This window comes from Collinsella sp. AM33-4BH (genome assembly GCF_003469205.1).
Taxonomy (GTDB): Bacteria; Actinomycetota; Coriobacteriia; order Coriobacteriales; family Coriobacteriaceae; genus Collinsella.
Genome location: NZ_QSIN01000002.1, coordinates 212,007 through 236,235, shown reverse-complemented (window position 1 = coordinate 236,235; position 24,229 = coordinate 212,007). Strand labels below are relative to the sequence as shown.

General features: G+C 64.0%; 21 protein-coding genes, 2 tRNA genes and 1 pseudogene. 6 read left to right on the top strand and 18 right to left on the bottom strand.

What is annotated here, in order from left to right; all coding sequences use genetic code 11:
• Window positions 1–238: 238 nt before the first annotated feature.
• Genes cobS through cobM form a run of 10 tightly spaced genes read right to left on the bottom strand, consistent with a single transcriptional unit; the run spans window position 239 to window position 10,058 of the window.
• Window positions 239–1,006 (bottom strand): adenosylcobinamide-GDP ribazoletransferase, encoded by a 768-nt coding sequence (cobS, locus tag DW821_RS02575; protein WP_158551300.1) that lies wholly within the window; start codon window positions 1,004–1,006, stop codon window positions 239–241.
• Window positions 1,003–1,551 (bottom strand): bifunctional adenosylcobinamide kinase/adenosylcobinamide-phosphate guanylyltransferase, encoded by a 549-nt coding sequence (locus DW821_RS02570; RefSeq protein WP_117639507.1) that lies wholly within the window; start codon window positions 1,549–1,551, stop codon window positions 1,003–1,005. Before DW821_RS02570 ends, cobS begins: the two co-directional genes overlap by 4 nt.
• Window positions 1,548–2,690: a nicotinate-nucleotide--dimethylbenzimidazole phosphoribosyltransferase gene (locus DW821_RS02565; RefSeq protein WP_117639397.1), complete on the bottom strand. Its 1,143-nt coding sequence runs from the start codon at window positions 2,688–2,690 to the stop codon at window positions 1,548–1,550. The genes DW821_RS02570 and DW821_RS02565 overlap by 4 nt, the downstream gene beginning before the upstream one ends.
• Window positions 2,683–4,065 (bottom strand): cobyrinate a,c-diamide synthase, encoded by a 1,383-nt coding sequence (locus tag DW821_RS02560; RefSeq protein WP_233552976.1) that lies wholly within the window; start codon window positions 4,063–4,065, stop codon window positions 2,683–2,685. The genes DW821_RS02565 and DW821_RS02560 overlap by 8 nt, the downstream gene beginning before the upstream one ends.
• Entirely contained in the window at window positions 4,062–5,534 is a 1,473-nt protein-coding gene (cbiE, locus tag DW821_RS02555; RefSeq protein ID WP_117637725.1) for a precorrin-6y C5,15-methyltransferase (decarboxylating) subunit CbiE, read from the bottom strand. Before cbiE ends, DW821_RS02560 begins: the two co-directional genes overlap by 4 nt.
• Window positions 5,522–6,265, bottom strand: a complete 744-nt coding sequence (cobJ, locus tag DW821_RS02550) for a precorrin-3B C(17)-methyltransferase (protein WP_117637724.1) — start codon at window positions 6,263–6,265, stop codon at window positions 5,522–5,524. Before cobJ ends, cbiE begins: the two co-directional genes overlap by 13 nt.
• Window positions 6,265–7,398 carry a cobalt-precorrin 5A hydrolase gene (locus tag DW821_RS02545; protein ID WP_117637723.1) on the bottom strand — a complete coding sequence of 378 codons (1,134 nt, stop codon included), beginning with the start codon at window positions 7,396–7,398 and terminating at the stop codon, window positions 6,265–6,267. The genes cobJ and DW821_RS02545 overlap by 1 nt, the downstream gene beginning before the upstream one ends.
• Window positions 7,399–8,118, bottom strand: coding sequence for a precorrin-2 C(20)-methyltransferase (gene cobI / locus DW821_RS02540; protein WP_199584252.1), 720 nt, complete (start codon window positions 8,116–8,118; stop codon window positions 7,399–7,401).
• The gene (gene cbiD, locus DW821_RS02535; RefSeq protein WP_255413170.1) at window positions 8,081–9,265 is read right to left on the bottom strand and encodes a cobalt-precorrin-5B (C(1))-methyltransferase CbiD; all 1,185 of its coding nucleotides are present in this window, start codon (window positions 9,263–9,265) and stop codon (window positions 8,081–8,083) included. The genes cobI and cbiD overlap by 38 nt, the downstream gene beginning before the upstream one ends.
• Before the next feature lies 1 nt (window position 9,266).
• Window positions 9,267–10,058, bottom strand: coding sequence for a precorrin-4 C(11)-methyltransferase (cobM, locus tag DW821_RS02530; RefSeq protein WP_118065381.1), 792 nt, complete (start codon window positions 10,056–10,058; stop codon window positions 9,267–9,269).
• Between the two features lie 458 nt (window positions 10,059–10,516).
• Here cobM and DW821_RS02525 point away from each other — a divergent pair, with 458 nt between their 5' ends.
• From DW821_RS02525 to DW821_RS10280, 6 genes and pseudogenes are all read left to right on the top strand, one after another.
• Window positions 10,517–11,443: a sirohydrochlorin cobaltochelatase gene (locus tag DW821_RS02525; RefSeq protein ID WP_117639389.1), complete on the top strand. Its 927-nt coding sequence runs from the start codon at window positions 10,517–10,519 to the stop codon at window positions 11,441–11,443.
• 145 nt (window positions 11,444–11,588) lie between these two features.
• Entirely contained in the window at window positions 11,589–12,122 is a 534-nt protein-coding gene (locus DW821_RS02520; protein ID WP_117637719.1) for a hypothetical protein, read from the top strand.
• A 4-nt stretch (window positions 12,123–12,126) separates the two neighbouring features.
• Window positions 12,127–13,698: an ABC transporter substrate-binding protein gene (locus DW821_RS02515; protein ID WP_117637718.1), complete on the top strand. Its 1,572-nt coding sequence runs from the start codon at window positions 12,127–12,129 to the stop codon at window positions 13,696–13,698.
• Between the two features lie 22 nt (window positions 13,699–13,720).
• Window positions 13,721–14,743 (top strand): iron ABC transporter permease, encoded by a 1,023-nt coding sequence (locus tag DW821_RS02510; RefSeq protein ID WP_117637717.1) that lies wholly within the window; start codon window positions 13,721–13,723, stop codon window positions 14,741–14,743.
• Window positions 14,744–16,060, top strand: a complete 1,317-nt coding sequence (locus tag DW821_RS02505) for an ABC transporter ATP-binding protein (RefSeq protein WP_117637716.1) — start codon at window positions 14,744–14,746, stop codon at window positions 16,058–16,060.
• Window positions 16,061–16,089: 29 nt separating this feature from the next.
• Window positions 16,090–16,314 (top strand): annotated as a pseudogene (locus DW821_RS10280) (DDE-type integrase/transposase/recombinase); the annotation flags it as partial.
• A 3-nt stretch (window positions 16,315–16,317) separates the two neighbouring features.
• On the opposite strand, the gene DW821_RS02495 reads toward DW821_RS10280, so the two are convergent.
• The 8 genes from DW821_RS02495 to ptsP all read right to left on the bottom strand — a co-directional run bounded on the left by DW821_RS02495 (window position 16,318) and on the right by ptsP (window position 24,192).
• Complete coding sequence (locus DW821_RS02495) at window positions 16,318–16,929, bottom strand: TetR/AcrR family transcriptional regulator (RefSeq protein ID WP_158556488.1); 612 nt, start codon at window positions 16,927–16,929, stop codon at window positions 16,318–16,320.
• 116 nt (window positions 16,930–17,045) lie between these two features.
• Complete coding sequence (locus DW821_RS02490) at window positions 17,046–18,353, bottom strand: lysylphosphatidylglycerol synthase transmembrane domain-containing protein (protein ID WP_118065379.1); 1,308 nt, start codon at window positions 18,351–18,353, stop codon at window positions 17,046–17,048.
• Window positions 18,354–18,503: 150 nt separating this feature from the next.
• A tRNA-Glu gene (locus DW821_RS02485) sits at window positions 18,504–18,580 on the bottom strand.
• Window positions 18,581–18,602: 22 nt separating this feature from the next.
• A tRNA-Glu gene (locus DW821_RS02480) sits at window positions 18,603–18,679 on the bottom strand.
• Between the two features lie 127 nt (window positions 18,680–18,806).
• Complete coding sequence (locus DW821_RS02475; RefSeq protein WP_118065377.1) at window positions 18,807–20,201, bottom strand: CCA tRNA nucleotidyltransferase; 1,395 nt, start codon at window positions 20,199–20,201, stop codon at window positions 18,807–18,809.
• 164 nt (window positions 20,202–20,365) lie between these two features.
• Complete coding sequence (locus DW821_RS02470) at window positions 20,366–21,298, bottom strand: 1-phosphofructokinase family hexose kinase (protein WP_117637712.1); 933 nt, start codon at window positions 21,296–21,298, stop codon at window positions 20,366–20,368.
• A 183-nt stretch (window positions 21,299–21,481) separates the two neighbouring features.
• Window positions 21,482–22,414: a 1-phosphofructokinase family hexose kinase gene (locus tag DW821_RS02465; RefSeq protein ID WP_055250439.1), complete on the bottom strand. Its 933-nt coding sequence runs from the start codon at window positions 22,412–22,414 to the stop codon at window positions 21,482–21,484.
• Between the two features lie 74 nt (window positions 22,415–22,488).
• Complete coding sequence (gene ptsP, locus DW821_RS02460) at window positions 22,489–24,192, bottom strand: phosphoenolpyruvate--protein phosphotransferase (RefSeq protein ID WP_055250441.1); 1,704 nt, start codon at window positions 24,190–24,192, stop codon at window positions 22,489–22,491.
• Window positions 24,193–24,229 lie beyond the last annotated feature (37 nt).

Here is a 24,229-nt window from a genome sequence, read left to right as displayed (position 1 = left end):
ACCCCCGAGCCGACCAAGGGCAGAATCACTGCGTCGAAGCCGATCAGCCGCTCGAGCGCCCGGTCAGCGTCGAGCGCGCGTACGAGTTCCTCAGCATGGTATGCGACGCGGCCGGCAAAAGCCGCGGGCACGCCGCCCTCCGCAAGCTGCGCCGCGTCGACGAAATCGTCCGCCGCGAACCCGAGTTTTTCGCGCACGAAGGTCCTCTTCCCCGAATGCGCGCCACCTACCACGAGCATCATAGGAGCATGCCCCCCACCACCAGCATGGCAAGCATCGCGAGCTCGGCCCATTGCAGAAACCATCCGGCCAAATCCCCCGTCACCCCGCCGAAGCGGGACAGGGCAACATGGCGGTACCACGCGAGCACCAAAAGCCCCGCCACCGCCATAAGGGCGCCGACGGCCTGAGCGCACGCGACCATCCCTGCAGCCGAAGCCGCTGCGAAAGCGTAAAGCGGAACGACGATCGCCGCGCGCTTCTTCGCAGGCGAGAGCCCCGCGGCCATGCCGTCCGCCCGCGCGGCAGGCCAGTATTCAACGGCGAGCCCCGAAAGCGAGCGGGAGAACACGAGCGAGCACAGAAGCGCGAGGAACGCCCCCGCCGTAAGCGGCAGCGCGGTGAACAGGGAAAACTGCAGAATAAGGAACACAACAACACCGATGACCCCGAAGGCGCCCGCCCGCGGGTCGTGCATGATCTCGAGCTTTCGCTCGCGCGGGGCCCAACTTGCAAGCGCATCGGAGGTGTCGCAGAGCCCGTCTAGGTGGATGCCTCCCGTCACCGCCACAGGCAGCGCCACGAGCACGGCCGCGACGATGGTCGCGGGCACGCCGAGCAGGTTCGCCACGTACCCCCACGCCGTCATGAGGAAGCCTTCCGCAAGGCCCACCAGGGGAAACACGGCAAGCGCATGGGTTGACCCGAAATCGGTCCAGGCCGATTTCGGGACGGGGATGCGCGAGAACGTTCCGAACGCCGCGCCGATTGCCTCTACTATCTTCACCTTGTAGGTCCTTCGCCTTTCATACACACGGGAATCCCGCATACCACTTCGACTGCGCGATCGGCCAGCGCCGCCACACCCGCGTTCACGCGCGCGAGCGCGCGCCTCCATGCCTCGGTCCCTTCATCGTAGCGCATCCCATCGGCGAACACGTCGACGGTGACCACCACCGTATACGCAGCGGCCTGAGCGAGCCGTTCAATGCCTCCGAGCACCTCGCGCGCCGCAGCGTCGGGGTCACGTGGGGACAAGCCGCCTTCCGCGAAAAGCTCGTTCGCAACCAGGTTGCCCACGTCCTCCAAAAGAAGCGTGCAGCCGCGCGGAAGCCCGGGCACTGCGGCGCCCACGTCACGCGTGCACTCGAGGGTGGAAAACCCCTTGCCCTCGCGCAGCGACCGATGGCGCGCGATGCGGCGGGCGCCCTCTTCCCCGAAGGGCTCCATCGTTGCCAGGTACACGCGGGGGCCGTCGTGCCCGAGGCACAGGGACTCGGCGTAGGCGCTCTTGCCGCTCGCGGCGGCGCCGATGACAAGTGTCACCGTCATTTCCCGGCCTCGAAATGCTCGTACGCAGCCATACCAGTCGCCGTGAACGTCTTCCCATCCCGGTACACGCGCAACGCCGAATCCAGAAGGGGCAGATACGCCATGGCGCCCGCGCCCTCGCCCAAGTGCATGCCTGCGTCGAGTGGTGCCTTTATGCCGAGCTCGCGAAGGAGCTCCTGGCTTGCGGGTTCGCTTGATGCGTGGGTGCCCACGAGGTAGCCCAAGGCGTTGGGGCACAGGCGCGCCGCGCACAGGGCCGCCGTGCAGGATATGACCCCGTCGAGGAGCGCCGGCGCCTTCGAGGCCGCGGCCCCCAGGTAGAAGCCGCACATCGCCGCGATGTCGAAGCCGCCCACCTTCGAGAGCACGTCGATTGGGTCGGCGGGATCGGGCGAGTTCGCGTCGATAGCACGCTCGACCACGTCGCGCTTGCGCGCGAGTGAGGCGTCCGAGAGCCCCGCGCCGCGCCCGACGAGGCTCCGCGCTTCCGCCCGGATGAGCACTGCGGCCACCGCCGCAGAGGTGGTCGTGTTGCCGATGCCCATCTCGCCCGCGGCGAGAAGGCGCACGCCGGTGCGGGCAAGCCCGCACGCGACGGCGATTCCGACCTCGATCGCGCGCACGGCCCCATCGCGAGACATAGCGGAACCGTGCGCGATGTTGCCGCTCCCCCGCCGCACGTTCGCGCGCACCATGCGCGTGTCTTCTATACCCCGGGCCATACCCACGTCGACGGGCACGACCTCGGCACCCGCGAACGCCGCCATGCGGCAGGCGCTCGTGGCCCCCTCGCACATGTTGCGCGCGACGGCTCGCGTCACGTCTTGCCCGCTTTGCGACACGCCTTCGGCAACGACACCGTTGTCGGAGAAGAATACCGCGAGCGCACGGGGAAACTCGGCCACCTCGGCGCTCCCCTGAGCTGCGGCGATACACGCGACGGCGTCTTCAAAGTCGCCCAATCCCCCCAAGGGGTGCGCGATGGAGTCCCACGCGGCGTACGCGGCGGCGCGGGCGCACTCGTCTGCGGGCTCGATCCGGGGGAGCGTGGCTTCGAGCACGGCGCCCGGCGCCGACGAGAACGCGCGCTCGACTTCCTCGCGGATGCAGGCGAGCGCGGTTTCGGTTGCTTCAGCCATGCCGTCTCCTCTCTGCAAACGACGCTGCGGCAGACGCGAACGCGCGCGCAACGTCGGGGTTCGCAGGATAGTACACATGCGGGAAGCCCGCAACCAGGGACGGGGTGGTCGACATGCACGGCCAGCCCTTGTCGCGCCGGGGCTTCTGCGCCCAGAAGTCGCCGCCCGGGCAGGTGGACTGCCAGTAGTGGAACTCGTGCGCGTGGATGCGTGTGCCGCGCGGCCCGTAGAGCCCGTCGCGTTGGGAAGTGAGCTCCACGTACCCGAAATGGGACAGCCTTCCCCCGTTCTCGCTCGCGCCCTCAAGGGCGCCCGCAACAGGCCAGCGCCGCCCCTCGCTATCGGCGATTTCGCGCTGCAGGTACAGAAACCCACCGCATTCGGCGACCGTCGGCATGCCGAATTCCACCGCGCACCGCACCGCCTCGCGCATCGGCGCGTTCTCGGAGAGCTGCCGCGCATGGAGCTCCGGGTAGCCGCCCCCCAGATAGAGGGCGCTTGCCCCCCGGGGCAACTCGCTATCACACAGGGGGCTGAAAAAGGCCAGCTCGCAACCCAGGTCCTCGAGCGCGCGCAGGTTCTCCTCGTAGTAGAACGAGAACGCCTCGTCACGCGCGACGGCGACGATGGGCCGCGCTCCCGCGATCGGCTCCAACCGGTAAGGTTCCTCGCGGATATCGGGTGCCGTCGCCGCTATTTCAAGCAAGCGGTCGACGTCGACGCTCTTTTCCACCAGCTCGGCCATCTTGTCGATGCGCGCGGAGAGCTGCTCGACCTCGTCGGCGGTCACAAGCCCCAGATGCCGGCTTTCGAGCGAGAACGCCTCGTCGGCGGGGATATTCCCCAAAACCGCGACGCCCGTGTGCTTCTCGATCGCAGGCGCCGCGTAGGCGCAGGCAGCGGCGCTCGTCTTGTTCAGCACGACGCCGCGCACGTTCGCACAAGGCAGGAACTCGGCGATGCCGCGGATTACGGCGGCGAGCGATAAAGACGCCCCGCGCCCGTTCACCACTAAAACGACCGGCGTTTCCGTGTCGCGCGCAACCTGATAGCTGCTCGCGTCGGCCACGCCGGGCGCCATGCCGTCGTAGAAGCCCATGACCCCCTCGAGCACCGCGACATCCGCGCCCGCGGCGCCGCGTGCGAGCAGGGCGCGCAGCGTCGGGGCGTCGGTGAAGAAGCCGTCTAAGTTGCCCGAGCGCGCACCCACGACGCGGCGATGAAAGAGCGGGTCAATGTAGTCGGGGCCGCATTTGAAGGCCGCGCACGCAAGACCACGGCGCGCGAGCGCGCGCAGGAGCGCGCACGTTACGACCGTCTTGCCGCTCCCGCTCGAGGGCGCAGCGACCATGAAGCGCGGGATGGACGTAATCACCGGGCGCCGCCTTCCCCACCTGCGGCGTTGCAATTAGCAAGCGAGACCACCTCAACGGATGGGTTCCCCTCCGCAGAGGGGTCCTCGCCGACAGGCGATTCAGCAAGCGCCCCGACTTCGGCAAGCTCCTCGGCATCCGCGGCCGCACCACGCGCGCTGACGAGGAACACGGGGTTTTGCGCCTTCATAAGATGGTGCGAGCCTACAGCCTCGGCGCGGGCGGCCGACACCTGGCACGCCTCGAACCCCTTAAAGCGCGAACCCGAGAGGAGCGCGCACGCCTCGGTGAGCGTCTCAACGGTGACGCATGGCACGCACAGGCGAACCTGCGAGTTCTTCTCGAGAGCCGCCTCCACGATGGAGGGAAGCTCGCCCGCGCTCCCGCCGACGAACACGGCGTCGGGGACGGGCAGTTTCGCGAGCGCTTCGGGGGCGACACCGGGGACCGCATGCACGTTGCCGCACCCGAATGCATCCGCGTTCTCTCGGATGAGCCGCACGCCGGCCGCGTTGCGCTCGACCGCCCATACCGACCCCGCTCGCGCGACGAGCGCCGCCTCGATCGACACGCTCCCCGTGCCGGCGCCGACATCCCACACGGTGTCGGTCGCGGTAAGGCGCAGCTTCGCGAGCGCGACGGCGCGCACCTCCTGCTTGGTCATGGGAACGTCGCCGCGGATGAAGAGCTCGTCGGGAATGCCCGAGGAAGCGTACGGCCAGCGGGAGCTCGCGGCGCGGAATGCGCCCGCAGAGACCGCCACGAAAGAAGCCGCCGCGGGCGCAGACGCGCCGGCCGGCGCCTCGGAGGCTGCGCTAGAGCCCGCAGGCGACCCGGCGCAGTCTGTGAACTCGATAAGCATCACGTTCAAGTCGTCGAACGTCTGACCTGCGATTTCACTTGCGGTCGCGCAGGTGATGCGCTCGTCGGGGTACGACAGGCGCTCGGCCACCGTCACGCGTGCGTCCCCGAAGCCCGCCTGCACAAGCTCGCCCGAAAGTCGCGAGGGGTCTTCCCCGCCCGACGTGGCGAGGAAGAGCTCACCTGCGCGCTCGGCCTCGGCCACAATGTCGCACGCCACGCCGTGAGCGCTCACGAAGCGCCAATCCTGCCATGGACGCGCGAGGCGCGCGGCGAGATACGACGCTGAGCTTATGCCGGGAATGACGCGCACGTCCACCTGCGCGTCGCCGGAGAGCGCCTCCACCAAGCGGCGCGCGCCGCTGAACAGCCCCACATCGCCCGTCATCACGACCACGGCGCGCTGCCACGACGCCGCATCGGTGAGCGCGGCGACGATGTCCGCCGTCTTAACGAGCTCGCATCTCACCACGTCGGGCGGCACGTCGATGCCGACGAGCGCGCGATGAGCGCCGATGACCACGTCGGCGATGTCGATCGCGTCGAGCGCCGCGCGCGAGAGCAAGTCGGGGTTTCCGGGCCCCGCCCCGATGATCGTTACCTTTCGCATGGAATCTCCCGATACCCGCGCGGCGTGACCATACGGCCGCCTACGCGCTTCGTGTCCGCGTTGCCGACGAACACGGTAGTGAACATGTCGGCGTCGAACTCCCCCAGCTCGGAGAGCCTGCACATGCCCGATTGCTGCCCCTCGCGCCCGATGTTGCGTACCCAACCGCAGAGCGTGTCGGGGGCCTTCCATTCGAGCATAATCTTCGCCGCGCGCGAGAGCCTGTCGGCGCGCTTTCTGCTGCGCGGGTTGTACAAACAGATGCAGAAGTCGGCGCTCGCCACGGCGGCGAGCCTGTGCTCGATGACCTCCCACGGCGTGAGCAGGTCGGAAAGCGACACGACCGCGAAATCGTGGGCAAGCGGGGCGCCGAGCACCGCCGACCCGCTCTGAGCCGCGGTGGCCCCGGCGATAACTTCCACGTCTACATCGGGGTAGTCCTCCGCAAGCTCCAGCACGGGGCTCGCCATGCCATACACGCCCGCGTCACCGCTGCACACGAGCGCCACCGCTTCTCCACTCTGCGCGCGCGAAAGCGCCACGCGGCACCGTTCGACCTCGTGCATCATCGGCGTCGCGAGACGCGCCGCGTCGGGCACGGCGGCGAGCGCGAGCTCCACGTATTTCGTGTACCCCACAACGATGTCGACCGCCTCGAGCGCGCGCCGAGCCGCAATCGTCATGCCGTCGGGGCCGCCCGGGCCGATCCCCACTACGAAGAGCTTTCCCATCACCGCTCCTTAAACGAAAGTTCGATAGTTACCTTGGAAAACGCGACGGTCACGCCGCCGTGAGCGAGCTTCGGGAAGATAAGTATGCCCCCGTCCGCGAGCGCCGCACGCTCGCACACGTTGTCGACTCCCACCGTCGCGCGCACGAAATCAGATGGCGAAACGCTGCCTTCGACCTGCGACAACTCCTCTGCGGAATACGTCGCGAGCGGGATATTGCGCGCGCGGCAGAAGGCGAGCAGACCCTCCTCGCGCGCCTTCACGTCGATCGTCGCCGCCTCGCACACGGCCGAAGGCGAGATACCCGCCTGCCCGCACGCGAGAAGAAACGCCTCCCCGATCGCTTCGGCGCACGCACCGCGGCGGCACCCTATGCCCACAACGATGCAGGGCACGACAAGGCGAAGCGGCTCGGGCGCAGGCGCCTGAGCCCGCACGCCCGCCGGCTTCCCCGTCTCACCGGCGGGTACGACCTCGCCCGTTGTCTCCGCCGCGCGAACGGACGCACCTGCATTCGCGCCAGCGAACGGCGACACGACGATATCGGCCCGAGCGCGGTCGGACGCAATGTCAACCCCCTCAGGCGGCTGTCCCGAAATCGGCATGTCGGAATAGAGCGCCACGCGCCCGCCCGAAAGCAGCCGTGCCGACACTCGCTTGATAGCCTCGGGATTCGAAACAGCGAGCCCCGCACAGCGCGCCCACGTATCCACCGCCCACACGCCGCGGACGTCGGTCGCCGTGGTGATGACGGGGATGGCCCCTGCCGCGCGTGCCACAGTTTGCGCAAGCTCGTTCGCACCGCCCAAATGCCCCGACAAAAGTGGGACGGCAAAGCGCCCCGCCTCGTCGATCACCACAACCGCGGAATCGGTTGCCTTCGAGGCGACATGCGGCGCGATCGCCCGCACGGCGATGCCCGCCGCGCCCACGAACAGAAGCGCGTCCGACGCTTCCCACGCGAGCGCCGTCCATGCGCGCAGGTCGGCCTTCCCCTCGCCGAACCCGCGCGAAACGGAAACGTCCCAGCCAGGGTCATCCTCACCTGTCTGCGCGCAATCGGAAAGCGCGCGTGCGGTGCGCTCCGCCAACGCATATCCCCTCTCAGTGAACGCTATGCAGGAAACCCTCATCTAGCGCACCACCATCGTCGAGAAGTAGCTGCCCCGATCGGGCACATCGTCGAGCGAGCGGTACACGCGCTCGCCCGGAAGCCCACAGTCCTCTACGAGCTCGGAACCGTCGAAGGCGCCCTCCTCGCGAAGGATGCGCTTCGTGTCCGCAAGCGAGCGGCGCGCCTTCATGACCACCTTCGTCCCCGGCCAGCCGATTGCGCGGCGCACGTCGTCGTAGCCGCCGGACACGATGTGCAGAGGCGACGACATCTCGGGCGTGAGGTCGCGCTCGAGCGCTGCGGCGGCCGCGCAGAAGCTCGGCACGCCGGGAATGGCGCGCGCCTCGAACCCGCGGGCGCGCACGTCGGGCGCTATGCGCTGGAAGGTGGCGTAGATGCTTGGGTCCCCCAGGTTCAGCAGCGCGACGTCGCGGGCCGCATCCAGGTGCGCGACAAGCTCGCGAACAAGCGAGGCATGCTCGGCCGCGCGGCGCTCGGCGTCGCGCGTCATCGAGAATCGCACGGGGATCACCGTCTTGCCTGTAAGGTCGACGGCGCCGAGCACGATGTCGAGCGCGACCATGACCCCGTCCGCCGTCTGCGGTGCGGCGATGACCGGACACGATTCGATTGTGCGGACGGCCTTGATCGTGAGCAGCTCGGGGTCGCCAGGCCCCGTGCCCACCCCGTACAGCACGCCTTTACTCATACGTCGCCCCCAATTCCCCGATAACTGCATCGGCGCCCGACGTGCGGAAAAGCTCACAGCGCTCGGCGTCGAACACGACCGCGGCGATGTCGCATGCGCCCGCCGCGCGGCGGCGCAACCTGTCCTCGATTGCCGCAGCGAGCGAGGCGCGCGCAGCGTCCCCCACGCCGGCGGCCTCGATTACCTCGAGCGCCGCCGTGGTCGTGACCGACGACATGATCTCGCGCACGGTCTTCGCGCCCGCGCCGGCCAAGGCCGCGTGGGCGGCCAGAATCTCCGCGCGGCAGTCGGCGGTACGCGAATGGGTGTCCATGATGCCGCCCGCGACCTTCACCAGCTTGCCGATGTGTCCCACAAGAAGGACATTGGTAAATCCCTCGCGAACGCAGCAATCAATCGCATCGCCCACAAAGTTGGAGATGAAGACCACCGGCGCACCGTTTAGGTGGAAATGCCCCGAGATGAACTGCGCGCCGTAGTTGCCGGGCGTGAGCACGACTCCGCGCCGCCCCATAGCCGCATGCTGCCGGATCTCGAGCTCGATGCTGTCGCGCAAGGCAGCGAGGCTGCGCGGCTCGACGATGCCCGTCGTGCCCAGGATGGAGATGCCGTCCTCTATCCCCAGGTGCGGGTTGAAGGTCTTTTCGGCAAGGGCAACACCCTCGGGTACCGAAATCGTCACAGCAATATTTCCAGAAAAGCCGTGCGCGGCGCACACCTCGCGCACCGCCGAAGTGATCATCGCGCGCGGTGTCGCGTTGATGGCGGCCGCCCCCACCGGCTGTTCGAGCCCGGGCAATGTCACGCGCCCCACGCCCACGCCGCCATCGACGGAAACTTCCGATTCGCGCGCGGGCACGCCCTTGCTGCCCGCAGCGCCCGTGCCCGACCCCGCATGTTCCACGCGCGCGTACACGAGTACGCCGTCGGTCACATCGGCATCGTCGCCTGCGTCCTTTCGCACGGCGCACTGGGCGCACCCCTCGCCGATACATGCGTCTACCACGTTCGCCTCGACGGGCAGCCCGCCGGGGGTGACGATCGACACGCGGCCGACGGGCTTTCGTGACAAGAGCATCTCACAGGCCGCCTTCGCCGCGAGCGCGGCGCAGCTCCCCGTGGTGTAGCCGCAGCGCAGGCGGGTCGTCCCGGTATATATGTAGTGCTCGAAGGCCACGCTAGCTGCTCGCCTTTCGATACCCTGTGGCAAACGAAGGGTCGTAAAGCTTGCTGCGCTCGTACGACTCCGCTTGCGCGCCGATGTGCGCAAGCCCGCCACGAGCTCCGAGCACGCGGCCCACCACCACGAGCGCCGTGCGGTCGATGCCCTCTCGCGCGCCCGCATCGGCGAGCGTGCCCACTGTGCAGCGCACCACGCGCTCCTCAGGCCAGGTCGCCTTGTACACGAGCGCCGCCGGCTCGTCGGAGCTGCGGCCCGCGCCCAAAAGCTCGGCGGAAAGCTCGGCGAGCATACCCGAGCTCAGGAAGATGACCATAGTCGAGCCGCTTTCCGCCATGGTGCGCATGCCCTCGCCCGCGGGCATGGGGGTACGTCCGGAAAGCCGCGTGATCACGACCGACTGGCTGATTCCCGGCAGCGTGTATTCCTGGCGAAGCGCCGCCGCGGCACCGCAAAAGCTCGACACGCCGGGCACCACCTCGTAGTCCACGCCGCGCGCGTCGAGCGCGTCCATCTGCTCCTGGATGGCGCCGTACAGGCACGGGTCGCCCGTGTGCAGGCGCACCACTTCCTCGCCCCGCGCATCTGCCGCGCACATCACGTCGAGCACTTCCTCCAAGGTCATGTGCGCGCTGTCGTAGACGACGCAGGATTCCTTGCACTCGGCGAGCAGCTCGGGATTCACAAGGCTTCCCGCCCAAACGACTACGTCGGCCGCGCGCAGAAGGCGCGCCCCGCGCAGCGTGATAAGGTCGGCGGCGCCCGAGCCTGCGCCAACGATATGAATCATCCGAGCCTTCCCTTCCCGTTTCTCATCGCAACCGTTTACGCCGCCATTCGCGCAGCGGGCAAAACACGGCGCCCGAAGCGGCAATCGGCGCAAATACGCAGGCAGGAGGCGCAATGCCGCCCGCCCTGGCTTTGACACGTTCACAAGTGCCCACTATCATAGTAAAAGATTCGGCAACGAGCATATGACAATCGGATAAAAGGAAATGACCGGCGCGGCGTCCGCACAGCCCGCGCTGGCTTGCGGAGGGAACCAGGTGGGAATCCTGGGCAAGGGACATTACTGTATAGGACGCGCGGGCGAACCGCCTCGCGCCCCAAGCCAGACTGCTTCGCCTTTTCCTCACGGCATCGCCGTGGCGTTAGCTCCTTGTGAACCCCGAGGGGTGCGCTTTTCTTTCGCTTGTGCCGACAAGCAACTGTCGCCGGGGGACCGGCAAACCGAGGAAAGGAAAAACCATGTCCGACCAGATGTCACGCCGCAGCTTCATGGGCGCCGCAGCAACCGGAGCCGTCGCGCTCGCCGGAATAACGCTCGCGGGCTGCTCCAGCACCTCCGCAAGTTCCGAGAAATCGAGCGAAAAGGAGAAGGCCGTGAAGCCGGTCATCCTCGTCACGAGCTTCGGCACGAGCTACAACGACTCGCGCCACATCACCATCGGCGCCATCGAAGACGCTATCCGCGAGAAGTACTGGCAGGACTACGACATCCGCCGCGCCTTCACCGCGCAGATCATCATCGACAAGCTGAAGAAGCGCGACGGCATCACGATCGACAACATGACCGAGGCGCTCGACCGCTGCGTGAAAGACGGCGTGAAGGAAATCGTCGTGCAGCCGACGCATCTCATGGGCGGCCTGGAATACACCGACGTGAAAGACGAGCTCGACAAGTACGCCGACAAGTTCGACAAGATCTCGCTCGGCGACCCGTTGCTCACCTCCGACGACGACTACAAGAAGGTGGCCGCAGCCATTAAGGAGAACATGGCGTCCTTCGACGACGGCAAGACGGCGCTGTGCCTCATGGGCCACGGCACCGAAGCCGATTCCAACGCCGACTATGCCAAGATGCAGGAAGTGTTCAAGAACGAGGGCTTGACGCAGTTCTTCGTCGGCACCGTCGAGGCTGAACCGACCTGCGAGGATGTTATCGCCGCCGCGAGCGCCGCAGGCTACAAGAAGGCCGTGCTCGCGCCGTTCATGGTGGTCGCGGGCGACCACGCGAACAACGACATGGCAGACGAGACCGACCCCGACAGCTGGGCTGCGAAGTTCGTGGCCGCCGGCTTCGAAGTGACGTGCCTGCTCCAGGGTCTGGGACAGAACGTCGCGGTCGACGACATCTACGTCTCGCACGTGGACGACGCCATCGCCAAGCTGTAAACTCGCCGCGCACGGGGGCACCGGTCGCGTCCCCGTGCAACGGGCATGCGCCTTTCCCCGACTGACGACGCATGCCCGTTGCATTCGCATCCCGCCCGCCCACCGCACGGCGCGGGCGGTCGAAGCGATTGAAAGGAACCCCTCCATGTTGAAGAAAACCCTCGTCTTCGCCCTGTCGGCGGCGCTTTTCGCGTTCTCGCTCGCCGGCTGCGGCGGAAATTCAAGCGGCAGCGCAAAGGCAAGCGATGCCGATTCCCAGGAAAAGACCGAACAGGCGGCCGATGCGCCCGAGGGCGCAAGCGCTGCCCCCATTACCGCCGACAAGGTGGCTGACGGCACCTATCCGATCACCGTAGATTCCAGCTCGAACATGTTCAGGATTGTGGACGCCCAGCTCATCGTGGAAAACGGCTCCATGCACTGCGTGATGACGCTTTCCGGCACGGGCTACGGCAAGCTCTTCATGGGCACGGGCGACGAGGCTGCCGCCGCAAGCGAGGCCGACTTCATCCCCTATGTGGAAAACGCGGAAGGCAAGTACACCTACGACGTGCCCGTTGATGCGCTCGACGAGGACACCGCCTGTGCCGCGTGGAGTATTAGAAAAGAGCAGTGGTACGACCGCACACTTGTGTTCGAATCCGCCGGCGTCGATCTGCGCGCCGACGCACTGAAGTAACGCCATGCGGTCGATTCTTCCCAAGGGGGAAAACAGGAAGCTCCACAGCATCGCGGCGCGCGCGATCGCCTGCGTTCTCGTCGCCCTGCTCGCGCTTCCCTTCGCGGGGTGCAGTGCGAGCCCGAACGCGACCGGTGGCACGGCGGGCTCTCAGGAATACACGGTGAGCGTCTCGCTTTCCGGCGGGTCAGGGCGCGCAAGCATCGCCTCACCCACCACAATTGTGAAGGATGGCGACACCTACACCGCGACCATCACCTGGTCGAGTTCGAACTACGACAAGATGACCGTCGACGGCGTGGACTACGCGCCCGTAAACGACGGCGGCAACTCCACGTTCGAGATACCCGTCACGCTCGACGAGGACATCGCCGTGTCGGCCGAGACCGTCGCCATGTCGACGCCGCACACCATCGACTACACGCTCCACTTCGACTCATCCACCATGAAGGAGAAATCGGGCGACGATGCAAGCGGCGGCTCCCCTGCGGGAACGGCTTCAAGCGCCGCGGCCGACTTCCACAACGCCGATTTGGGCTGCGGCTGGGAGCCGACGGGGGCGCTTCAGCTTGAATACGCCGAGCACTTCACTGTCGACGAGTTCGAAGGCGGTCTGCGGCTTATCTGCGTTTCGAATGGGGAGCGTTTCCTCGTGGTGCCGCAAGATGCGAAGGTACCTGATGGGTTGAGCTCCGACATCGCGGTCATAAGGCGCCCCGCCGACAAGGTGTACCTCGTGTCGTCGGCGACGATGTGCCTGGTCGACGCGCTCGATGCGAACGACAATATCATCATGTCGGGCACGAAGGCCGACGACTGCTCGGTCGTGGGCTTCAAAAGCGCACTCGAAAGTGGGGCGATCGCCTACGGCGGCAAGTACAGCGCGCCCGACTACGAGCGAATATCGGCCTCGGGCTGTACGCTTGCCATCGAGAACACCATGATCAACCACACGCCCGATGTGAAGGAAAAGCTGCAGAAGCTCGGGCTCGTCGTGCTCACCGAACAGTCGTCGAGCGAGCCCGAAGCACTCGGGCGCGTCGAGTGGATTAAGCTTTTCGGCGTCCTGTTCGACAAGGAAGACGAGGCCGCGCACCTGTTCAACGAGCAGAAGGCCCGCGTCGAGCAAACGTCGGGGCTCGCGTCGTCAGGTAAAACCGTGGCGTATTTCTACATTAACTCGAACGGGGCCGCCGTCACGCGGCGGGCGGGCGACTACGTGGCGCAGATGATCGAGCTTGCAGGCGGCAGCTATGCGCTCGATGACGCGCAGACGGCGTCGACGTCAGGTTCGTCAGTAACGCTCGAAATGGAGCGCTTCTACGCGACGGCGAAGGATGCCGACATCATCGTCTACAACGGCACCATCGACGAATCGGTTGCCACCTTGAACGACTTCGTAGGCAAAAACGCGCTATTGTCGCAGTTCAAAGCCGTGAAGAACGGCAACGTCTGGGTCACAAGCGCCGACATGTACCAGCAGATGACTTCTACCGCCGACATTATCGACGAGCTGCACGGGGCGTTCACCGGCGATGACGCGAGCGACTTCCATTATCTGAGGAAGCTCGGTTAGCGCCATGAGAAGCCGGCTTTCCATGGCATACGACGAATCGGGGCGCGCCGCGCGGTGTCGCGTCGTGACGGCGCTGCTCGCTGTTGCCCTCATCGTGCTCGTCGGGGCCAACCTGTGCATCGGGAGCGTGCTCGTGCCCGCAGACCACATCCCCGGCATCCTTTCGGGCGGCGCGGCCAATTCCATGGAAAGCCAGGTCATCTGGGAGATTCGCCTGCCGCGCGTGCTTTCAGCCGTGCTTCTCGGCGGGGCACTTTCGCTTTCCGGGTTCCTGCTGCAGACGTTTTTCAACAACCCCATCGCCGACCCGTTCATCTTGGGCGTCTCCTCGGGCGCAAAGTTCGTCGTCGCGCTTACGATGATCGTACTTCTAGGCGCGAACCAGGCCATGTCCTCGCCGGCCATGGTGGCCGCAGCGTTTCTGGGCTCGCTTATCACCATCGGCTTCGTGCTCCTCATCGCACGGCGCATAAGTTCCATGGCCATGCTCATCGTGGCGGGCGTCATGGTGGGATACATCTGCTCGGCGGCGACGAACTTCCTCATCGCCTTCGCCGACGACCAGTCCATCGTGAACCTGCACAACTGGTCTTTGGGTAGCTTCTCGGGTTCGAGCTGGGACGACATCGCGGTCATCGCGGTCGTGGTGATCACCGTGAGCGCATGCGTATTCGCGATATCGAAGCCCCTTTCCGCCTTCCAGCTGGGAGAAGCCTACGCGAAAAGCGTCGGCGTGAACGTCGAACGCTTCCGCGTGGTGCTCGTCCTTCTAGCGAGCATGCTCTCCGCCTGCGTGACCGCGTTCGCTGGTCCGGTGTCGTTCGTAGGCATCGCGGTTCCGCATCTCGTGAAGTCGGCGCTAAAGTCGTCGAAGCCCATCCGCGTGATTCCTGCGTGCTTCTTGGGAGGCGCCATCTTCTGCGCGGGCTGCGATTTGATCGCGCGCACGCTGTTCTCTCCCGTCGAGCTTTCCATCAGCGCCGTCACCGCCATCTTCGGCGCTCCGGTGGTTATCGCGCTCATGTTGAAGAAGCGGGTGAGGTAGATGGGGGAATTCGTGCCGCGGCCCAAAACGCTCGGAGGGGACATTCCATGCTTAGACAGTCCTGAGCTCGCACGAAAGCGCCAGAAGGCACTTTCGGCTCGTGCGGAACTGCGCGCGGAACGCCTCTTCCGAGCGGAGCCGAACCTCGAAACTACGGTCGAAACGCAGGCTGACGGAGCGCCGCTTTTCCACATAAGCGACCTGTCGGCGGGCTACGACAAGAAGGTCGTAGTCGGAGGCGTCGATCTGGAGGTTCGCGCGGGCGACGTCGTGGCGCTCATCGGGCCGAACGGCTCGGGCAAGTCGACCATCTTAAAAACCATCACACGCCATCTGGCACCGCTTGCCGGCGCGGTCGAGCTCGACGGGCGGGAGATTTCCCGATGGAAGACGGCGGAGTTTGCAAGGAACCTTGCCGTTATGCTGACAGATCGCCCCCGGACCGAGCTCCTCACCTGCCGCGATGTCGTAGAGGCGGGAAGGCACCCCTACACCGGGCGAATGGGCACACTCTCGCCCGACGACCATAGTCGGGTCGACGAGGCCATGAAAACCGCACGTGTGGAAGAGCTCGCCGAGCGCGACTTCATGCAGATAAGCGACGGGCAACGCCAGCGCGTCATGCTCGCACGCGCCATCGCGCAGGATCCGCGTGTGCTCGTGCTCGACGAGCCCACGTCGTATCTCGATATCCGCTACCAGATCGACCTGCTGCGAATACTTCGCCACCTTGCGAAATCGCGGAATGTGGCTGTCATCATGTCCATCCACGAACTCGAGCTCGCGCAGAAAAGCGCCGACAAGGTGATTTGCGTGAAGGACGGCCGGGTCTTCCGCGCCGGCGCACCCGAGGACATATTCACGCGCGAGACGATTGGCGAGCTCTACGGCCTTCAACATGGCACCTTCAACGAACGCTTCGGCAGCGTGGAAATTGGACGCCCGCACGGCGATGCGCACACGTTCGTCATCGCCGGCGCAGGTACGGGGTCGGCTGTGTTTCGCCAGCTCATCCGGCAGGGCAAGGCGTTCTACACGGGCGTTCTGCACGAAGGGGACATCGACTGCGAGCTCGCGCGCGACCTGGCGGCGGAATGCGTGACCGAGCGCGCCTTCGAGCCGATCGGGGATAGAACCATAGCCCGCGCCAAAGAGCTCCTCGTCCACTGCGCGCGCCTTATCGTGTGTCCCGCCGCCTTCGGCACCATAAACGCCCGCAACGCAGAGCTCGTCGAGTTCGCACGCTCGCACGGTATCGAGGTCATGCGAGCGTGCGAAGGCGCATCGGAGGATTCCCAATTGGGGTGGAAAGGATAAACTGGACTTTCTTTTAAGGATCCTCAGGCTACAGCTCCTACGCCGGCGAGGTCTACAAGGCGCCGGAGAACCTCGTAAACAGGAATTTCCACGCCGACGAGCCCAACCTGCTGTGGCTCACCGACATCACCGAGTTCAGGCTCCCGGGCGGCGAGAAGGTCTACCTGAGCCCGGTCATCGACTGCTTCGGCGGGATGCTCGTCGCCTGGTCGATCGGGCTGCACCCCGACAAGCGCCTCGCGAACTCAAGCCTGCGCCTAATCCAAGCGAGATTCCAGACTCGACAGGCCATTGAGAGTCAGGTCGTTGGCGACCTCCGAGACGCGCTCGATAGGAACCGAGCCGTCAGACAGCGCCCATGTGCGATAGATTCCGATAATACCCGACAGCAAAAACGCCAGATAGTAGTCGAACATCTCGTCCTTGAGACCTTGGGGCAGCAGATCGCGCTCGGCAATCTCGTGCTCGAGCGGCGCACGAAGACGAGCCATAAAATCATCGAGCGGAATGTTCTCGATCAGCTGACGATTGAGCACCAGGTTGTTGCACAGCGCCTCGTTAACGGTTTTAAAGAAGGTCGCCGCCGCGCCCAGGGCGCGCTCGTTGGTGTCACCGTCCATGGAAGCAAGCGTTTTCTCGACCGAGTCGACAATCATCTCCACCACATCGACGGCAATGGCATCGAGCAAGCCATCAACCGTACCAAAGTGCACGTAGAAGGTCTTGCGGTCGACATTGGCCTCGCGCGCGATGGCACTCACCGTAATGTCTGCCAGCGGCTTTTCCATGAGCAGGCGCTCGAAAGCGGAAAGGATGGCATTGCGGCTGCGAACGATGCGGCGATCAAGACGCGGTTTGCTGGTGTCCATGGACGTGTCCCTTCGATATGCGGGCATTCATCAACAGATGAGAGATAATCTACGTAAGAGGATTATCCCCCATACAGCACAAATATGCCCCGCATCATGAAGAACGCACGACTGCCCTACTGCGACTTAGGGTGCTTCTTCTTATTGAGTGCCGACGGAGACACGCGGATACCGTCGCCTGTCTGTCGCACATAGGCTTTATGAGCCGGCTTAGCGGTCCCAGAAGCCTTCTGAGCGTGCTTCTTGGGATCAACGGTAACAGCATTCATGGGGTGCGGCTTAGTGGGCGCAGAGGGCGTCTGAGGCGTACGGCCGAGCTTGCGCATCACACGATCCCAGCGCGCATGGATGCTCTCGTTGTGGGCGCTCTTAAGGCCCAGCAGGGGCGCAGCCAATATGGTCGGCGCGATAAACGTAATGAGGCGCCACAGCAGATAGCCGGCGGTCGATGCCGACCCAAAGAAATGACCCAAGAACAATGCAAAGCCGCCCTCGGCGCCACCAGTTCCACCGGGCAAGGGGACCGCAGAGCTCAGCAGCTGGACAAAGGCGCTCGCGGCCATGACCGAGAAAAAGTCGACCTCGTGGTGGCCAAAGGAAAGCATCAGGAAATACGGCACGAGGTAGAAAAACGCGAGCTGCAACATGGTGATGACCACCGTGAGCAGCATGGACGAAAAGTGGCCGGCTGAAAGCTTGAACTTCTCGGAGAAGGAGTAGATCTCGCCATCGACAAACGTGCGCCATCCCTCGATCTTAGTGGCCGAGACACCAATGCGCTCAAGCCAATTGATGATGCAATGGGCGACGCGCGTGACGGTCTTAGGCATGAGCGCGACGGCGAAGATGCCAAGCAAGATGCAGCAGTGCCCACCAAAGCTAAAGACACACAGCAGCGTCATGTCGCCATAGCGCTCGGCAAAAAACGGCATGCGAGCAAGCAGTAGGATAGCGCCCCAGGCAACGAGGCCAAACTGATACACGATAAAGCGCGTGAATTGCGTGGCTCCGGCCTCGCCGACATTTTGGCCCGCTTTGGTCAAGCGGTAGATCTGGGCAGGCGTAGAGCCCATCATCATGGGCGTCAGGTTGCCAAAGAAAATGCCACTCGCCTCGACCGAGATCAGATCGCGAATGCCGACGGGTGAATTGGGGTCGAGCCAGACGGCGATCGCATAGGCCACAATGCCAAAGAACAGATACATGAACATGCAAAGACACGCGACAACGAGCCAGGGCGCCTGGACGCTCGACATAGCAGCCCAGAACTGCCCCATCTGCCCGGTTACCACCAGATAGACGATATAACCCACCAGCACAACGCCGATAAAGATTGCGCCGCGGCGTGCGCTCTTATTGTCATCGCCGCCCGAGGCCTCAACCTCGACCTGGGGCTTGGACGTATGCTGAGAGGACTCCGTCATGAGACTCCTTCTAACAGTCAAAATATCTTGGTTATTGTACCCGTAAGGGCCATAAGCAGAACGCAAAGCTCTTGTTCAAACGGGAATGACAGACAGTTGTTTGATAATAAAAAACCCGGCCTTCCGTGGAAAGACCGGGTATCAGATGCGTGGTAGCCCGTACCAGATTCGAACTGGTGATCTCCGCCTTGAGAGGGCGACGTCCTAAACCGCTAGACGAACGGGCCATAGGCCTCGGCAGAAAAGAAGTGGTAGCCCGTACCAGATTCGAACTGGTGATCTCCGCCTTGAGAGGGCGGCGTCCTAAACCGCTAGACGAACGGGCCACATGACATCTGCACTGCCGTGCTGCGAGGAAATATATTACGGGACAAAAAACATCAGCGCAAGAAGAAATTCCAAATTGCCGAAAAATTGTCGACAGGTTATGGAACGCGCAGGTCAACTAATTAGCTAATTCAAGTTGAGATGAACCAAAAGGGTTTCGCGATCGTTGGGGATGTTGTCCTCGATAACGGCTTCGAGGGCGGCGTTGAGTAGCTGGCCTAGCTCGGGCCCCGGCTTCACACCGGCACGAATCAAGTCGCCGCCGTTGATAGCAAGCATCTTGAGCGAATAGGGCTCCCCCGCCTCCAACAAATCATGGGCGAGTGAGCGCATCTCTTCGATCGTCTCGACGTAATAGAAGCACGACGGCGCCTTGCCCAGCGTGTCGGCACGCTTAAGGTCCATAAGCTCGTCCATCAGGCGCGGCGTATCGACGCCCTCGCCCGAAAGCAAGCGCATCATATTGAGCAAGCAGGAGCGCTCGGGGCGCAGCGGCTTGTCGTGGTACTTAATGAGCAGGCACACGTCGCGGACCAAGTCGTGCGAAAGCGCCAAGCGATCCATGATGGCGCGCGCCTTCTTGGCCCCGAGCTCGGGGTGACCGTAAAAGTGGCCGCTGCCCGCATGGTCGACCGTAAAGCAATCGGGCTTGGAAACGTCGTGCAAAAACGCCGCCCACATTAGGCTCATTGAGGGTGTAAAGCCGTCGCACAGCGCCAACTCCCCCGCCACCGTCAGCACACGGGCGATATGCTCGTAAACGTTAAACGCATGATAGACGCTGCGCTGATCAAACCCGCGACCCGCTGCCAACTCGGGCACGGCGGCGCAGATGAGCTCGGGGTAGCGCAGCATGGCGTCTCCCCCGTGGCCGGTCGAAAGGATACCCTCGAGCTCAATGCCCACGCGCTCGCGCGCCACGGCATCGAGCAGCGGCGCGCACTCGGCAAGCGCCTGTTCAGTCTTAGGCTCGATCATAAAATCCAGACGGCAGGCAAAACGCACCGCGCGCAACATGCGCAGGGCATCCTCGTTAAAACGACGCTTGGGATCTCCAACGGCGCGGATGAGCTTGCGGTCTAGGTCGCCCTGACCATCGTAGCGGTCGACAAGACCACGCTCGGGATGCCAGGCCATAGCGTTAACGGTAAAGTCACGACGCGCCAGATCGTCCTCAAGCGACGCCGCACGCTCCACACTCTGGGGATGGCGGCCGTCGGTGTAAAAGCCGTCTAGGCGGTAGGTGGTGACCTCAATGCGCTCATCATCGCAAATAGCCGTGATGCCGCCAAATTTTATGCCCGACTCAACCACGGCAATATCAGCCGCTTCGAGCGCCTCTTTGGACTCCTGCCACAGGCCGCTGCAGCACATGTCAACATCGTGGCTGGGGCGTCCCATCAGGGCATCACGTACCCAACCGCCCACGTACCAAGCCTCAAGACCTGCTGCCTCAAGCGCACGCAGGACACGGATAGAGGCATCGGTCGGCTGCGTACCGTTGAGCGAAACATTGCACATGCCTATGGCCTCCTGCGACTATCAAATTGGCTATCGATTGCGTCTGCAAGAAGTCTAGCAAGAAACAGCCTCCACTGCACACGCAAGTCCGATAAACAAAAACGCATCCGTCCTGGTCTAAGACGGATGCGAAATAATTGAACTATTCAGGCAAGGTGCCGGAACTAGCAAACCTGACGGATTGCAATACCCTTCTGATACTCATCGACCTTGGCAAAATCGCCCAGACCCGGGCACTCGACCACGTTGGCGCCGGTGGCCATCGAGAGGCGCAGGGCATCCTCGACGCGCTCGGGGGCGTCGTGCCACACGGACAGGAAGGCGGCCAGCGAGGAGTCGCCCGCGCAGACGGTCGACAGCAGCTTGACGTCGAAGGTGCGGTTGGCAAACCAGATGTGCTCGCCGTTGGAGAAGTACGCGCCGTCGCCGCCGAGCGTCAGCAGTACATTCTTAGCGCACTTGGCGTGCAGCTCGGCCATGGCGCCCTTGACGGACTCGTCGTCGCCACCGCTCACCTTAATGCCAAAGATGTCGAGCAGCTCGTCATCGTTAGGCTTAATGAGCAACGGCTCCATAGCAATGAGGTCGGCCAGCTGATGGCTCGAGATATCGAGCACGAACTCGGCGCCCTTCGCCTTCACGCGACGCAGGACCTCTGCCAGGAAGCTCTCGGAGGTGTTGGGGGGCAGCGAGCCGCTGATAACCAGGCAGGTCATGTCATCGAGCGAATCGATAAGCTCAAACATCTCCTGCTCGTTGGCTTCGTTGATGGCGGCACCGGCGTTGACCATGTTGTACTCGGTGTCGGGACCGGCGTTGAGGAACACGTTAACACGCGTGATGCCGTCAGTCCACACGGGCTTGACGGGCACGCCCAGGGCCTCGGCGCCCTTAACGATATACTCACCCGAGAAGCCGGCGAAGAAGCCCAGGATCGTGGTGTCGACGCCGTAGTGGTCGAGCGTAAACGAAACGTTGAGACCCTTGCCGTTGGGGGTGTAGACAGCGTTACGGGTGCGGGTAACGGTGTTGGCGGACAAGCCATCGCAGGAGATGTTGTAGTCAATAGCGGGATTTGCAGTAAGCGTGTAAATCATGAATGTTCCTTTCACGAAGCAACGTGTTAATGAAAGTATATTCCACGCTTCGGCAAAAGGCTACAACAACTCGGTGAACGGTGTGGAACGCGTGAAGCGCGGCTCCGAGGTTCGAGTGGGACAAAAAACGGCGCCCCGGTCGAAACCGGGACGCCGTATGCGCACGAGTTTGTCGTGTTTCGCTTACTTGCGATCGAGCTTGCGAACGGCAACGCGCTTGCTGTACTCGTCGACGTGACCAAAGTCGCCGATGCCGACGGACTCAGCAACGTTGGCGCCGGTGGCCATAGCGAGCTTCATGGCCTCCTCGACGTTGTCGCGATCCCTGTACCACTTGTGCAGGAACGCAGCGAGGGTGCAGTCGCCGGCGCAGACGGAAGAGACAAGCTTGATGTTGAACTCACGCTTGGCATACCAGATGTCCTCGCCGTTGGAGAAGTAAGCGTCACCGCGGCTACCACGGGTGAGCAGCACGTTCTGGACGCCGGCCTCGTGAGCCAGCTTCATGGCAACGCGGACCTCGTCGTCGGTGTCGACCGGCACGCCGAAGATAGCCTTCATCTCGTGATGGTTCGGCTTAATGAGCAGCGGCTTCTTGTGAGCGAGCTCCTTGAGCTTGTCGGAGGACAGGTCCAGGACGACGTCGGCGCCACGGGCCTGAGCGTGCTCCATGACCTGAGCCAGGAAGTCGGGCGTAGCTTTGGGAGGCACGGAGCCGGAGACGATCAGGCACTCAAGGTCGCCCGCGGTGTCCAGGATGTTGTAGAGCTCCTCCTGATGCTGCGGCGTGATCGGAGCACCGGGGTTCAGGATGCCGTACTCGTGCTGGCCATCGTTGACGTAGGTGTTGATGCGCGTGATACCGTCGGTCCAGACCGGGCGGCAGAGGCAACCCAGGTTCATGACCTCCTCGACGATGAACTTGCCCGTGAAGCCGGCGAAGAAACCGAGCGCGACGGTGTCGACGCCCATCTTCTTAAAGGCGAAGGACACGTCGAGGCCCTTGCCGTTAGCCGTGTAGCTGGCCGAGCCGGTGCGGACGTTCTCGTCGGGCTCGAGCGGAGAGCTCGAAACCGTCATGTCGACAGCCGGGTTAGCGGTTAGCGTGTAGAACATTTACAGTACCCCCTGTATATGTGAGGGCCGCGTGGCCGGCCCATTCCAACCACGCGGTTACCTCTGATACCAAATTAGCGAGCAGCAGACTCGAGCAGTGCCTTGACCTCGGCGGCGGTGTTGCAGGCGAGCGCCTTCTCGGCGAGCTCGTCACACTCGGCCTTGGTCCACTGGCTGATGGTCTTGCGGGCGCGCAGGATGGACGGAGCGCTCATCGAGAACTCCTCCAGGCCCCAGCTGATCAGCAGCGGCTCGAGCAACGGATCGGCAGCGGCCTCGCCGCACATACCGACCATGATGCCGGCCTTCACGCCGCTCTCGATGATGTTCTTGAGCGAGCGGAGCACGGCGGGATAGTAAACCTGGTACAGGTTGGAGATGGTGTCGTTGCCACGGTCGGCGCACATGGTGTAGCCGATCAGGTCGTTGGTGCCGATGGAGAAGAAGTCGGCGACCTCGGCCAGGCGGTCAGCGAGCAGCGAGGCTGCAGGCGTCTCGACCATGATGCCGACCTCGATGTTCTCGTTGAACTTGCGACCCTCTTCGGTCAGCTCGGTCTTGCACTGCTCGACGAGCTCCTTGACAGCCAAGACTTCCTCGACGCAGGTGACGAGCGGGATCATAATCTTGACGTCACCGAAGGCGCTGGCGCGCAGCAGGGCGCGGAGCTGGACCTTGTACTGGTCGGGGTTGGCCAGGCAGTAACGCACGGCGCGGAAGCCCATGAAGGGGTTCTCTTCCTTGACCATGTGCAGGTACGGAATCTCCTTGTCGCCACCCACATCGAGCGTGCGGATGATGACCGGAGCGCCCTTGAGCGCGCTGGCGACCTTACGGTAGGCGTTGAACTGCTCCTCCTCGGAAGGAAGCTCAGCAGAGTCCATGAACAGGAACTCGGAACGGAACAGGCCGATAGCCTCGGCGTCGTGATCGAGCGCGTTGGGCACGTCATCGGGGTTGCCGATGTTGCAGGCAATGATCTTCTTGATGCCGTCGGCAGTCACGGACGGCTTGCCGCGGAAGGCCTCGAGAGCCGCCTTCTCGGCAGCGAAAGCCTCGGCCTTGGCAGTGTAAGCGGCGAGCGTCTCCTCATCGGGATCGGCCTCGACGATACCCTTGCCACCGTCGACGACAACGGTCATGCCGTTGCGCAGTGCGGTGCAGCTGTTGGAAACCGAAAGGACAGCAGGGATCTCGAGGGCGCGCGCAATGATTGCGGAGTGCGACGTGCGGCCACCAGTCTCGGTGACGATACCGGCAACGTGCGCCTTATCGATCGTGGCGGTCATGGACGGCGTGAGGTCGTGCACGACAACGACGGTGTTCTCAGGCAGGACGGAAAGGTCGACGACCTCCTTGCCCAGCAGCTCGGCCAGAATACCGGTGCGGATGTCGGCGATGTCGGCCGCGCGCAGACGGAACATCTCATCGTCCATGGACAGGAACATGTTCTCGAACATGGTCGAGGTGTCCATGAGCGCCTGCTCGGCGCAGGTGCCGCCGTCAATGGCGGCGTTGATGGCGTCGGTCATGCCCGGATCCTGAGCCAGGACAATGTGTCCGCTCATGATCTCGGCCTCGGCCTCGCCCACCGTCTCCTTCATGTGGTCGGCCTGAGCCTGGGTCTTCTCGCAGAAGACCGAAAGAGCGGTCTGATAGCGCTCCTTCTCTGCTGCCGAATCAGCAACCTCGTGCGGCTCAAACGTCAAGTCGGGATCGACGGCGACCATAACGGTGCCGATTCCGATGCCCTCGGATGCGTTGACTCCCTGATACATTCCCATTCCTCTCTCCGTGCCATGTGATAAAGCGTTT

Bases quoted from the DNA above. Each gene is read 5' to 3' on its own strand.
- DW821_RS02570 (WP_117639507.1), bottom strand. From the start codon at position 1,551: ATGACGGTGACACTTGTCATCGGCGCCGCCGCGAGCGGCAAGAGCGCC.
- DW821_RS02565 (WP_117639397.1), bottom strand. From the start codon at position 2,690: ATGGCTGAAGCAACCGAAACCGCGCTCGCCTGCATCCGCGAGGAAGTC.
- cbiE (WP_117637725.1), bottom strand. From the start codon at position 5,534: ATGCGAAAGGTAACGATCATCGGGGCGGGGCCCGGAAACCCCGACTTG.
- cobJ (WP_117637724.1), bottom strand. From the start codon at position 6,265: ATGGGAAAGCTCTTCGTAGTGGGGATCGGCCCGGGCGGCCCCGACGGC.
- DW821_RS02545 (WP_117637723.1), bottom strand. From the start codon at position 7,398: ATGAGGGTTTCCTGCATAGCGTTCACTGAGAGGGGATATGCGTTGGCG.
- cobI (WP_199584252.1), bottom strand. From the start codon at position 8,118: ATGCAGTTATCGGGGAATTGGGGGCGACGTATGAGTAAAGGCGTGCTG.
- cobM (WP_118065381.1), bottom strand. From the start codon at position 10,058: ATGATTCATATCGTTGGCGCAGGCTCGGGCGCCGCCGACCTTATCACG.
- DW821_RS02525 (WP_117639389.1), top strand. From the start codon at position 10,517: ATGTCCGACCAGATGTCACGCCGCAGCTTCATGGGCGCCGCAGCAACC.
- DW821_RS02520 (WP_117637719.1), top strand. From the start codon at position 11,589: ATGTTGAAGAAAACCCTCGTCTTCGCCCTGTCGGCGGCGCTTTTCGCG.
- DW821_RS02515 (WP_117637718.1), top strand. From the start codon at position 12,127: ATGCGGTCGATTCTTCCCAAGGGGGAAAACAGGAAGCTCCACAGCATC.
- DW821_RS02510 (WP_117637717.1), top strand. From the start codon at position 13,721: ATGGCATACGACGAATCGGGGCGCGCCGCGCGGTGTCGCGTCGTGACG.
- DW821_RS02505 (WP_117637716.1), top strand. From the start codon at position 14,744: ATGGGGGAATTCGTGCCGCGGCCCAAAACGCTCGGAGGGGACATTCCA.
- DW821_RS02495 (WP_158556488.1), bottom strand. From the start codon at position 16,929: ATGGACACCAGCAAACCGCGTCTTGATCGCCGCATCGTTCGCAGCCGC.
- DW821_RS02490 (WP_118065379.1), bottom strand. From the start codon at position 18,353: ATGACGGAGTCCTCTCAGCATACGTCCAAGCCCCAGGTCGAGGTTGAG.
- DW821_RS02475 (WP_118065377.1), bottom strand. From the start codon at position 20,201: ATGTGCAATGTTTCGCTCAACGGTACGCAGCCGACCGATGCCTCTATC.
- DW821_RS02470 (WP_117637712.1), bottom strand. From the start codon at position 21,298: ATGATTTACACGCTTACTGCAAATCCCGCTATTGACTACAACATCTCC.
- DW821_RS02465 (WP_055250439.1), bottom strand. From the start codon at position 22,414: ATGTTCTACACGCTAACCGCTAACCCGGCTGTCGACATGACGGTTTCG.
- ptsP (WP_055250441.1), bottom strand. From the start codon at position 24,192: ATGTATCAGGGAGTCAACGCATCCGAGGGCATCGGAATCGGCACCGTT.